Genomic DNA, 13,360 nt, shown 5'->3' on the forward strand with positions numbered 1-13,360 from the left:
TCTGCACCATTTTTTATATCGGTTATAAGAATAGATATTATGAATGTCACCGATTTTATTCATCATATTCTGTAAATATTTCTTCAATTTCATCCCATTGGGACAAGTTAAACTTTTTTTATTCACTTCGAATTTTAAACCTACGCCATCAAGCACACGTTCAAATATGTCAAATGAACCTGTAAAACGGCCATTCTGCATCTTAGTATTGGGGCAGTTGGCATGTATTATGAAACAGACCTTAAATGCTGAAACTTATTATATTATTAAATAAATATAGTCCCCATCAAATGCCGGGACTAAACACCTAGATTAGTTCTGTTGAAATTTGATACCTATCCCTAAATTTATTATCTATACTAAACAAAAGGGATCTATTAAATCTTCTGCTATTTAAGGCAGAAGCATGGATTTTATTCTATTTATTTTTGTGCATTACAAAACTCAGCCCAATCAGCCATCAATCCTTTTCGTTTTTCTAGATAAGCACCACGTAAATAAGCCGCTTCTACTTCATCTGGCAATTTATGTGCAAGCACATGTTCACAAACTTCTCTAGGGTAATCAGTTTTGTCTGCTGACCAGTCGCGGAAAGTAGAGCGGAAACCATGTGTCGTGATCACTCTGTTTTGTTTAGGATCTATATAGCCTAAACCATCTTCTTTAACTTTTTGTTCATGCATTCGTTTGATCAGAGTCGTCAATGACATGTCAGAGAGCATACCACCACGAGGAGCAGGGAAGATGAAATCTTGTGGCTGAGTATATTCTTGAATTAATTCGAGTAAAGCTATTGCCTCTTGAGACAATGGAACACGGTGTTCTTTGTCTGCTTTCATACGCTCTTTAGGAATGATCCAGACCTTATTCTTAAAATCAATTTCTTGCCATGTGGCACCAAAAACTTCGCCAGAGCGACAGGCAGTTAAAATTACAAATTCAAGTGCCTTGGGTGAAATTCCTTTTTTTTGTCTCAAGTGCTGAATAAATTCAGCCAATTGTTCATAAGGTAAAGATGGGTGAGGACGTGATTCTTGTTTTAGGTTACCTAAAATTGGCTCAAGATTACCTTTCCACTCAGCAGGGTTGTCACCTACAAAATATCCCATAGCTTTGGCATAATCAAAAATTATTTCTATACGACCACGAATACGTTTAGCTGTTTCGTTCTTTTCAGTCCAGATAGGTCTAAGAACTTCGGCAATATCGACTTTAGTAATTGTACTAATACTAATATCACCTAGAGTTGGGTAGATATAGGTTTCTAATGTAGATGTCCACTGTCCAATATGCTTTTCATTTTTAAGTTCACGGGTTTTATTTGCTATAACAACTTTTGCACACTCAATGAATGTTTTGTCACGTAGTTTCTGGATATGTAGTTTTGTAAGTTGTTCCTGTTTATGAGCAATTGGATCAATGCCACTTCGTATTTGTAATCTTAATTCAGTTGCTTTGGCACGGGCTTCAGCTAAAGAAACTTCAGGGTAGGGACCGATTCCAATATCACGGCGATGTGGTTTTAGCTTCCCATCTTTATCCAGACGTTTTCCCACTACTGCACGCAAAATCCAGACACGAGAATTGCCTTCTACATTCAAGCATAAGCCATCTACACCGCCTACAGAATGTCGACCAATGTCTTTAATTTTTGCTACACTGAGCGCAGATAGCTCTTTAGATTTCTTTGGCATGTCTTGATTTACCCCACAACCTACCCCTCATAAAATACTGGAAATGGTAGGATTAGGCAAGATGACTTAGGACAATAAAAATATTAAGTAATTGAAAAATATATGTTTATAATATTATCTGAGATTGCTTAGGACTACTGTTAGACGGACACCGCTTCCGCCAAATTCAAAAGCCCCTGTGAAAACAGGGGCTTTTTTACATTGAAATTTAAAATAAGTAAAATAATAACCATGATGTTAAATAACTATAAAAATGAAATTTATTTCCTTTAGTAAAATTTGATTATGTTCAGGATATCTTTATATAAAAAACTAAGAATATTTCATGATAAAAGTTTTTAAATCCCTATTTTTGGTGATATGAATCACGAAAATAATATGATATTAATGCTTAATATTTCATCATTTTTTCTGTGATTTTCTTGGGGTTTTCATGAATAAAATTTATAGGGTAATTTGGAATAAACAGTTGGCATGTTGGCAAGCGGTCTCTGAACTGGCAAAAAGCCACAGCAGCACTACACAAAAAGCAGCTGCAAGCGAAACGGAAAGTTCTGTATGTCATAGCCTCAGTTCTGTCAGCTCATGGATGCGTTCAATTCTATTCTTCAGTGTGGCGGTGTTGCCTTTATCTATACATGCCGCAATTTCCACTACCGAACTTCCGACAGGCGCACAAATCAATTCAGGTTCAGCGAGTTTTAATCAAACCAGTAATACCTTAAATATCAATCAAAATAGCCAGAACCTGAGTACCTACTGGAACACCTTTAATATTGGTCAGGATGCCACGGTTAACTTTAATCAGCCAAACCAGTCTTCTACCGCTATTAACCATGTACTGGATAGTAATGCCTCGCAAATCATGGGGCGTTTAAATGCCAATGGTCAGGTGTTTTTACTCAATCCGAATGGGGTCGTATTTTCCAAAACGGCACAGGTCAATGTCGGCGGCTTGGTCGCGTCAACCTTAAACTTAAGTGATGCCGATATTCAAAATGGTAAATACACCCTAAAAGGCGATGCCAACAGCACAGCAAGTATTGAAAACCAGGGTTCTATCCAGACCTTACAAGGCGGAACGGTTGCTTTAATTGCACCGAATGTGAAAAACACAGGAACGATTAGCACACCCAATGGCACAACGCATCTTACATCTGCTAGCCAGGTGACTTTAGCCCTACAGGATGGTTCACTGACCCAGTACCAGGTCGATCAAGGTGTGCTGCAAGGCTTGGTGGATAATGGCGGGGCAATTATTGCCGACAATGGTGCCGTGTATTTAACTGCCAAAGCCAAAGACAGCTTAAGCAAGGCGGTAGTGAATCACAGCGGCATTATTGAAGCCAATCGTTTAAGCCAAAATGCCAAGGGTGAAATCATCCTTTTAGGAGATATGCAGTCTGGCGAAACTCATGTTAGCGGGACACTCAAAGCTGAAGGCAAAAATGGTGTAGATGGCGGTTTTATAGAAACCAGTGCTGCCCATGTCGAAATAGCTGCGGATACAAAAGTGTCTATGGCTTCAGATACAGGAAAGTCCGGATTATGGCTGATCGACCCAGTAGATATAACCATTGATACAGCTAAAGCTACAGCCATTCAAACTGCATTGAATAGTGGTGATGTCACTGTAACGACTGCCAATAGTGCAAGCAACTCTTGGGGAGTAAATGGCACAGGTACAGCCAAAGGGGATATTCATGTCAACTCTGCAATTAGCTGGTCAAGTAATCAGGCACTGACTTTAAGAGCAGATAACGATATTAATATTAATGCCGATATTACTGCTACCGGGGCAACGGGGAAGTTAAATCTGAAATATGGTCAAACTACAAGTAACACCCATGCCAACTATTATTTAAACAATGGGGCGAAAGTTAATCTAAAGGCGGGGGATAATTTTAGCACCCAGAAAGGTACAGAAGCGGTTAAAGAATATAAAGTCATTACTGCTTTAGGTGTTGCAGGCTCTACAATAGGGACAGATTTACAGGGCATCAACGGTAATTTGTCTGGTAATTATGTTTTGGGTGCAGATATTGATGCCAGCGGTACATGGGAGTGGAATGGTTATACTGGATTTGATCCGATTGGCTCTTATAATACAAATTTAAGTCCATTCGATCCATCACAACAGGCTTTTCGTGGGCGCTTTGATGGCTTGGGGCATGCGATTAATGGATTAACTATAGAATCTATGTATCAGGGAATTGGACTGTTTGCGATTACCGATCAGAATGCATTAATACAAAATGTTGGACTCAATAATATTTATTATTCAGGTTATGGTAATACTGGCGGACTTGTTGGGTTGAATCTAGGCACGATTAATAATGTTTATGTAAACGGAGGGACAGTCACAGGGAATACAGACCAATATGGAGGATTGGTGGGGTGGAATTTTTATACAGGAAAAATTTTAAATTCCTATACCAATGTAATTGTTAAAGGGAAATATTCTAGTAATAACAATATAGGAGGACTAGTTGGAAATAATGAGGGTACTATTGATTCTTCCTTTGCTACAGGTTCTGTAAAAGGAAATAAATATATTGGTGGTTTAGTTGGTACAAATGCATCAATGGGCTTTCCCACATCTGGAAAAATTGTTAACTCTTATGCAACAGGTGCTGTAGTCGGAAATCAATATGTTGCTGGATTGGTAGGTTTTAATGGCGGCAGTGTTGAAAAAAGTTATTCTTCGGGAAATGTAACAGGAAATACTTTTGTTGGTGGGCTTGTTGGTGGTGGAAATGGTACAACGGCAAATAGCTTTTGGAATACTACTACTTCAGGGCAAACAGGTAGTGCAGGCGGTACGGGTAAAACAACAACCGAACTTCAGCAACTTTCTACTTTTGCTGGCTGGGATATAGATGCAACTGGAGGTACCGGGAGAACTTGGCGTATATATGAAGGACAAAGTACACCATTATTGCGTTATTTATTAAAACCAGTGGTTTCAACGACCCTACTATCCACTAATTTTATAGATCAAATGTACAATGGATTAATAAGTTCAGGAGGTTTATTAAATCCAGGATTTACATATAAAACAATAAGTAAAAATGTCGGTACTTATAGTATTTCTGATGGGTCAATTATTATTATGGGGGATCTTGCGGCTCAAAATATGTCGCAATTTGGAAACGATATTATTTATAAAAATATAATTGGTCCTTCATCTTTTAATATTATTCCGGCTCCAATTGCGGTGTCTGGTATTCAAGCAAATGATAAGACTTACGATGGTACAACAGCCGCGACATTAAATACCAGCGCGGTAAACTTAATAGGCAAAATTGCAGGAGATAACCTTGCTTTAACAGGTGCAACAGGTATATTTAACGATAAAAACGTAGGCAGCAATAAAGCAGTGACGGTGAATAGCTATACCTTAATGGGAACAGATGCAGGCAACTACCATCTGATCTATCCAACAACGGGACTGGCTGCAACGATTAGCAAAGCCAACTTGGCTGTTACCGGGCTAAGTGCAAACAATAAAATTTACGATGCCACTACAGCAGCGACAGTATCTGGAACCGCGAGTGTAAGTGCATTCGCGGGTGATGTGGTGGCTGTGGCAGGAACGGGAACCGGAAGCTTTGCGGACAAAAATGTCGGTACACATAAAGCGGTAACGGTAAGGGGTTATAGCCTAACGGGCACAGATGCAGGCAACTACCCGCTGGTTCAACCGACAGGCCTGAACGCCAACATTAGCAAGGCCAACTTGGCTGTTACTGGGCTAAGTGCCAACAATAAAATTTACGATGCCACTACAGCAGCGACATTATCTGGAACCGCGAGTGTAAGTGCATTCGCTGGTGATGTGGTGGCTGTGACAGGAACGGGAACCGGAAGCTTTGCGGACAAAAATGTCGGTACAAATAAAGCGGTAACGGTAAGCGGTTATAGCCTAACGGGAGCAGATGCAGGCAACTACACGCTGATCCAGCCAACGGGGCTGACTGCATCGATTAGTAAAGCAGTTATCAATGCGATTACCGGCATTACCGCCAATAACAAAACCTATGACGGCACGACCGCTGCAACCTTAAACACCGGTTCAGCAGGCTTTACGGGTATGGTCGCTGGGGATAACTTAACTGTTGTCACCTCCACAGGTAATTTTATTGATAAAAATGCAGGCACCGGAAAAACTGTCAATATCACAGGTTTAAGCTTGGGGGGTAGCGATGCAGGCAACTATGTCTTGGCATCAACAACAGCAATGACCACAGCAGATATTAGTAAAGCAACAATCGCCAATGTTGCAGGCATTACAGCCAATAACCGAGTTTATGACGGAACAAAAGATGCCGCTCTCAATAGTGGTTCAGCACAATTTAATGGCATCGTTGCAGGAGATCAGCTGACAGTTGCAACAGCCACAGGGCAATTCAATGATAAAAATGCAGGCACCGGAAAAACTGTCAATATCACAGGTTTAAGCTTGGGGGGTAGCGATGCAGCTAACTATACACTTACATCAACAACAGCAATGACCACAGCAGATATTAGTAAAGCAACAATCGCCAATGTTGCAGGCATTACAGCCAATAACCGAGTTTATGACGGAACAAAAGATGCCGCTCTTAATAGCAGTTCAGCCCAATTTAATGGCATCGTTGCAGGAGATAACTTAACTGTTGCAACAGCCACAGGGCAATTCAATGATAAAAATGCAGGCACCGGAAAAACTGTCAATATCACAGGTTTAAGCTTGGGGGGTAGCGATGCAGGCAACTATGTCTTGGCATCAAATACTGCAAGTAATACTGCTGACATCACAGCCAAAACCTTAACGGCAGGCTTGATTGCACAAAACAAGGTCTATGATGGAAATACCTCAGCAACAGCCAGCTTTACTGATAACCGCATTGGCACTGATGATGTACAGGTGAATGGTACCGCCAGCTTTGCAGATAAAAATGTTGGGACAGGAAAAACAGTAACCAGCACAGGCTTAACATTAAGCGGAGCAGATGCAGGCAACTACATCCTGGCTGCAACTACGGTGACAGATACCGCGGACATTGCCAAAGCCAAAATCAGTCAGGTCAGCGGCATTACAGCGCATAGCCGTATTTATGATGCAACCATTCAGGCTGCACTGGACACAGCCACAGCACAGTTCAACGGCATGGTTGCAGGCGATCAACTCATTGTGGCAACGGCAACCGGACAATTTAGCGATAAAAATGTCGGTACTGCCAAACAGGTCAGTATTATCAACATCAGCTTAAAAGGTGCCGATGCCCATAACTACGAGCTGGTCAATAGCACGGCACAAACCACGGCAGACATCAGTAAGGCCCATATCAACAATATCACCGGGATTACTGCCGATAACCGCACTTATAACGGATTGACAGCTGCCAGCTTAAATAGCAGTGCTGCTGAATTTAATGGCATGGTTGCCGGTGATCAACTCACTGTTGCAACCGCAAGCGGACAGTTTGATGATGCTTTACCGGGTCAGGGCAAAACGGTACGCATTTCTGGACTCAGTCTGGGTGGAACAGATGCGCAAAACTATCATCTGCTGGATAGCACCGCCTTGACCACGGCAGATATCAGTCTGCTGACCCCAGCAGCTTATCTGCAGGCCATTCAGTTTAAACGTCCACGCTACTTACCAGAAACCAATAATGCACTAAACACAGTCAACATTGAATTACGCCAGGGTGGGGTAAATACCTCAGGCATCCAGACACTTGCAGGGGAGCACTAATTGATGAAACCACAACTGAACCTATTGGCTTTATCCATTGGTGCATGTTTAGCTTTATGCGCGACCAGCAGTCAGGCTGCACCAGCACCCAATGCCGGACAATTATTGCAACAGCAGCAACAGGGGCAAATACCTGAACCGCAAGCTGCGGTGGAGGTCGACAGCCCCGCTGTGGGAACGGCACCGGTTGCTACGGACATACAAGTTTCGGTACAGAAAATTGAAATATCCGGCAACAGCCGCTTCAGTACAGCCCAGTTGCATCAGCTGGTTGCCGATGCAGAAGGCCAGCAGTTGAACCTGAATCAGCTGTGGCAGGTGGCACAAAGCATCACCCAGTATTATCAGCAGCACGGCTATGCCTATAGCCGTGCCTATTTGCCGCAGCAAAACCTGAGCCAGGGCATTGTCCGCATTCAAGTGCTGGAAGCCTATTATGACCAAACCGTCATCAATAACCAGAGCCGTACCCAAAACTGGCTGGTGCAACATACCGTTGCCCCGTTGAAACAGGGCGAACGCATCAACAGCGATCAAATGCAGCAACAGCTTAAACTGCTCAATCGCCTAAAAGGGGTAACTACCCGCAATGTCCTCACGCCCGGAGCAACCGTCGGCAGCAGCCAGCTGAATGTGCAAGCTGAAAATAGCGCCCTGCTGGGCGGTTATGTCGGAGCGGATAACTTCGGTAATGAGTACACCGGTCGTGCCCGAGGTACTGCAGGAATTGCTGCCTATAACCTTGCCGGTCTGGGGGATGAACTCAGTCTTGATATCATGACTGCCGGAGAGCGCATGAACTATGGCCGGGTGGGTTATGCCTTTACCTTTACCGGCATGGGCACACGGGCCGGGGCGAGTTATTCCTATCTGGATTATGAACTGGGTAAAGAACTGAAAACCCTGGGTGCAGAGGGAAATGCCGCACAGAGCAGCGTATTTGTCAGTCAGCCTGCATTGTTGACCAATAATGCTGAAGTGCTGTTCACCCTGCAATATGACCATAAACAGCTGGAAGATGAGATCCACCTGAATCAATATTTTAAACACCGTGATATTGATGTACTGACAGCACGGCTGGATGGTTCGCAATTTGACACCTTGATGGGTGGTGGGCTGACTCAATATGGCGTATCCACCAGCTTTGGCCGGGTAAAATTCAAAAATGCCGATGCGGCTGCTTTGGATGAACAAACGGCCCATACCGCGGGTGACTATTATACGGCCAGCCTGAACCTTTCGCGCTTGCAGAATCTGGGCAGCAAAGGCACGCAGGGCTATCTGGGCCTGTATGGCCAATATAGTCCGTATAACCTGGACAGTGCAGAACAATATCTGGGAGGCGGTCCATTCAACGTTCGCGGTTATGAATCGAGCCAGTTTGCCGGATCAACGGGCTATTATGCGACGGCGGAACTCAGACAGCGCTTATTTGCCGATGCCCAAAATCAGGTGGGTGGAAAAGTCTTTGTGGATACGGCAGAAGTGACCCTGAATGCAGAAAAATGGACAGGGGTAACTGGAGATAACACAGCACGGCTCAGCAGTGCCGGGCTGGGCTTGAACTGGAGCAATGCATGGAATATCCAGGCCAATGCCGAAGTGGCCTTTCCGATAGGAAATACGCCAAGTCAGCTGGATGACCGGGATGATCACCAGTATTGGCTCAGTATCCGTAAATATTTCTGATCAGACATGACTGAATTTACGCTATGGCTCATCCAGAGTGTAAATTCATCTGAAGACTGATAAAAATCAAGAGCGATCAAAGTGCCCTTTCCGCATAGAAAGGGCCTTGTTTTATCTGGCTTACTGGAAAGAACAGGAGAGATAAGTTCAGTCTACACATTTTGGAAGGATAGGGCTGAATAAGCCCGTAATGCGAACTAATTCTGGCAGGCTGGGGTGCTGGAGTCATCAAGGTTGAACGGCCGCAAACCGGTGATGAATTAAAGCGCTTAACGTCCAGGGTATTATTGATAGAGAGTTGATGGTGAACTGGCTTAATCCATCTGATAGAAGTTTTAAGCGCTGCTGTTTTGACTGAATTTGAATAAATTCGGTTTTTTTATCAAGTTGATTTATTGGTCAATAATACCTGCTTGCATGGTCAGATTTCGCTGCAGGCGTTATTATAGCGGTCTTCAAGTCATTGGAACGCGCTATGAAAATTGTCGCAGATGAAAATCTGGCATTTACTGAATATTTCTTTGCCGATTTTGGCGAAATTCAGCAGGCTGCAGGGCGAACCTTAACCCATGCGGATGTGAAAGATGCAGAAGCGTTACTAGTGCGTTCTGTGACCAAAGTCAATGCCGAGCTGGTTCAGGACACGAAATTAAAATTTGTCGGCAGCGCGACCATAGGCACCGATCATCTGGATATAGCTGCTTTAGAACAATGCAACATTGCCTGGTCGAATGCCGCAGGCTGTAATGCGCAGGCCGTTGCGGAATATGTGATTACTGCTTTACTGTATTTAAAACCTGAACTGCTGGATGCCAATGACAGCTTTACTTTAGGTATTGTCGGTCTGGGCAATGTCGGTTCGCGTCTGGCTGTTATGGCAAAGCTTCTGGGCTGGAAGGTGATTGGTCATGATCCCTTTGTACAGCGTGAACATGTACAGCAAGTTGAATTTGAAGAATTATTAAAAACAGCCGATGCCATATCAATCCATGTGCCATTGACCAAAACAGGCAATCATCCGACTTACCATCTCATCAACGCTGAAGCTTTAGCACAGATGAAGCCTGCAGCGATTTTAATTAATTCGGCACGCGGCCCGGTGGTTGAAGAATCGGCTTTAATTACCGATATTCAACAGACCCAGCGTGCAGTCGTTCTCGATGTCTTTGAACATGAACCGGAAATATCAGAACAACTGTTAAATCTGGTGCGTTTGGTCACGCCACATATCGCGGGTTATAGCCTGGAAGGCAAGGCACGCGGTACGCAAATGATTTACGATGCATTCTGCCAAACCTTTCATTATCCGGCTGAAAAGCAGTTTGAAACGCAATTGCCTGTCTGTGAGCCATATTTTAAAGACCGTGAGTTAAAGGCGGTGTTAAAGCAGTATTTAACCCAAATCTATGATATTGCCCGGGATGATGCGAACTTAAGGTCTTGCCTGAAAGATGGCAAGGTTGATCAAAAAGCCTTTGATTATTTGCGTAAAACTTATCCCTTACGCCGTGAATGGGCCGCACATGGAGGGCCGAAGGCATGAGCCAAACGCTAACCTATCAGCCGACATGTGATTTAAAGGCTATGCAGGCACGGGCCAAAATGTATGCACAGATCCGGCAGTTTTTTGCCGAACGAGATGTACTTGAAGTTGAAACGCCAATCCTGTCTCAGGCGGGAGTGACGGATGTGCATCTGGCCTCAATCCAGGCACAGCGACATGTACACGGCAAAAAGCAGACCCATTATCTGCAAACCTCACCCGAGTTTGCCATGAAACGGCTGTTGGCGAGTGGCAGCGGTCCGATCTATCAAATCTGCAAAGTCTTCCGTGATGACGAGCATGGGCGTAAACACAATAGCGAGTTCACCATGCTGGAATGGTACCGTCCCGGCTTCAGCCTGAAAGACTTGATGTTTGAAGTCACGGACCTGTTAAATGTCACCCTTAAAACCCGTTTTGGAGAAGTCCGTCCAACCATTTTAAGTTATAAGCATGCCTTTATGGATCGTTTGAATATCAATCCATTACAAGCTGGCTTAAAAGAACTGAAAGATTGCTGTAACCGGGTTGGTCTCAATCTGGACTTGGATGATGATCGCCTGGGGTATATTGATTTGCTTTTTTCACACTTTGTCGAACCGAGTCTGGGTTTTGACGCGCCAGTATTTTTAACCGATTTTCCGCCTGAACTGGCTTCCTTGGCCAAAACTCGCATAGATGAGGATGGGGAACTGGTGGCTGCCCGCTTCGAGCTATATATCGAAGGTCTGGAATTGGTCAATGCCTATGACGAGCTGATTGATGCCGATGTACTGCGTTCCCGTTTTGAAGCGGATAATGCCGAACGTGCAAAACTGGGCTTACATGTTATGCCGATTGATGAATATCTACTGGCGGCATTACCGCACATGACTGAATGTTCTGGTATTGCTTTGGGTGTAGACCGTTTACTGATGGTGGCAACTGAGCAAATGAAACTTGAAAAAGTGATTGCTTTCCCGGCGGATATTTCTTGATTTAAGTGATTACTTATATTAGTTGACCTCCTGAAAATCCCCCTAACCCCCTTTATGAAAGGGGGAGTCTCTCTTTGGAAAAGAGGGATTTAGGGAGATTGATAGGGATCAAAAAAAGAGCCCTCAGGTTATTAGTGTTACAGAGTTTGATTTAAGTAGGCTGTGGATACACGAGTGTGGCAAGGATGCCACACGTTACCCATCATAACAAGGACGTTATGTATGGGTAATAAAGGCTTTTCTTGCGGACTCAAAATATATTTTGAGATCCTCATTTTGGCCTCTCAAAAGTAAGACATCGCCTACACAAATGCCTTTCAATTTTATTGAAAAACTGCGGCAGTGAAAGCTTCTAACTTAAATAGGATGATTTGAATTAACTATTTTCTCAAAAAATAGTCCTTAATCAAATTATGGGACAACAATATCCTTGGATACTGTTGATATCTACCCCACTACAGCAACTTGCCGAGCTTTCAGTTCTGCAATGGCTTGGATTCTACGCTCAATCAGCATTTCGCCAATATCGGGTCCCTGAATATCAGGCGGTAAATCCTGTGCCTTGATATTACGAACCACGTCCATTGCCTCAAGTACATAAGCTGCCTGAGGATATTCACGATCTTCCAGACCTAAACGGCCACGGGAGTCACATTCACAAGCCTGTATAAATGCTTCAACACGTTCAGGGCGGCGCAGCACATCCAAACGTTGCAATAAACGCCATAAAGTACCCGGTTTCAGGCTTAAAGCCTGATGGCATTTTAAATGTTCTTTACAGACTGCAATCGCCAGCTGTTTGGCATTGGTTGGAACTTTCAGACGGTCACAGAGCTCAGTCACCGGTTTTACCCCGCGTTCTTCGTGCATGATATGGCGCGGTAATTCATCCGCCGGTGTTAAGGCCTTGCCCAGGTCGTGAACCAGCACAGCAAAGCGCACATCTAAAGAATAGTTGGCTTTACAGGCCTGTTGTAATGACATCATGGTATGAATGCCACTGTCAATTTCCGGATGATATTCGGGACGCTGTGGAATACCGTATAAAGCATCCAGCTCCGGGAACAGGACTTTTAACGCACCACAGGCACGTAAAACAGCAAAGTATTCATCGGCATGCTCTTCCATCAGCGCACGGGAAGTTTCTTTCCAGACGCGTTCCGGGATCAGCGCATTGAGCTCGCCTGATTCCACCAATTGTTTCATTAAAGTGAGGGTTTCTTCCGCTATGCTAAAGCCTAAACTTTTATAGCGTGCAGCAAAACGGGCAATACGCAGCACACGTAGCGGATCTTCGACAAAGGCATCCGAAACATGACGTAGAATGCGTTGTTCCAAGTCCTGCTGGCCATGATATGGATCGTAAATATTGCCATCATGATCCATGGCCATGGCATTGATGGTCAGGTCACGACGGATCAGATCTTCTTCAAGGCTGACGCTTGAGTCTGTATAAAATTCAAAACCGTGATAACCATGACCGGATTTACGTTCAGTACGTGCCAGCGCGTATTCTTCTTTTGTTTCTGGATGTATAAATACAGGAAAGTCTTTGCCCACCGGCTGATAGCCCTGAGCAAGAAGTTGTTCCGGTGTTGCACCGACCACAACATAATCTTTTTCGTGATAGGGATGACCGAGCAAGTGATCTCGAACCGCACCGCCTACTAAATAAACTTGCATGAAAAAACCTCTATTCTTCAAGCAATCATGC

At 43.9% G+C, this 13,360-nt stretch carries 6 protein-coding genes and 1 pseudogene; 4 read left to right on the top strand and 3 right to left on the bottom strand.

The genetic code is table 11. The annotated features are described in order from the left end of the window. Positions 1–55 precede the first annotated feature (55 nt). Positions 56–207, bottom strand: a pseudogene (locus tag H4I94_RS06600) (transcriptional regulator); the annotation flags it as partial. Positions 208–422: 215 nt separating this feature from the next. Further along, complete coding sequence (locus H4I94_RS06605) at positions 423–1,694, bottom strand: tyrosine-type recombinase/integrase (RefSeq protein ID WP_261182474.1); 1,272 nt, start codon at positions 1,692–1,694, stop codon at positions 423–425. Positions 1,695–2,127: 433 nt separating this feature from the next. Between H4I94_RS06605 and H4I94_RS06610 the strand changes: the two genes are divergently transcribed. The 4 genes from H4I94_RS06610 to epmA all read left to right on the top strand — a co-directional run bounded on the left by H4I94_RS06610 (position 2,128) and on the right by epmA (position 11,646). Next, a complete protein-coding gene (locus H4I94_RS06610) occupies positions 2,128–7,437 on the top strand; it encodes a YDG domain-containing protein (RefSeq protein ID WP_261182475.1) in 5,310 nt (1,769 codons plus the stop codon). 3 nt (positions 7,438–7,440) lie between these two features. Continuing rightward, positions 7,441–9,126 (top strand): ShlB/FhaC/HecB family hemolysin secretion/activation protein, encoded by a 1,686-nt coding sequence (locus H4I94_RS06615; RefSeq protein ID WP_261182476.1) that lies wholly within the window; start codon positions 7,441–7,443, stop codon positions 9,124–9,126. Between the two features lie 475 nt (positions 9,127–9,601). Continuing rightward, entirely contained in the window at positions 9,602–10,669 is a 1,068-nt protein-coding gene (locus tag H4I94_RS06620; protein ID WP_261182477.1) for a 4-phosphoerythronate dehydrogenase, read from the top strand. Further along, positions 10,666–11,646, top strand: coding sequence for an EF-P lysine aminoacylase EpmA (gene epmA / locus H4I94_RS06625; protein ID WP_261182478.1), 981 nt, complete (start codon positions 10,666–10,668; stop codon positions 11,644–11,646). The genes H4I94_RS06620 and epmA overlap by 4 nt, the downstream gene beginning before the upstream one ends. Before the next feature lie 447 nt (positions 11,647–12,093). On the opposite strand, the gene H4I94_RS06630 is transcribed toward epmA, so the two are convergent. After that, entirely contained in the window at positions 12,094–13,329 is a 1,236-nt protein-coding gene (locus H4I94_RS06630) for a multifunctional CCA addition/repair protein (protein WP_261182479.1), read from the bottom strand. Positions 13,330–13,360: the final 31 nt, after the last annotated feature.

The sequence above is a fragment of the Acinetobacter sp. T_3_1 genome, assembly GCF_025377055.1.
Lineage (GTDB): Bacteria > Pseudomonadota > Gammaproteobacteria > Pseudomonadales > Moraxellaceae > Acinetobacter > Acinetobacter kookii.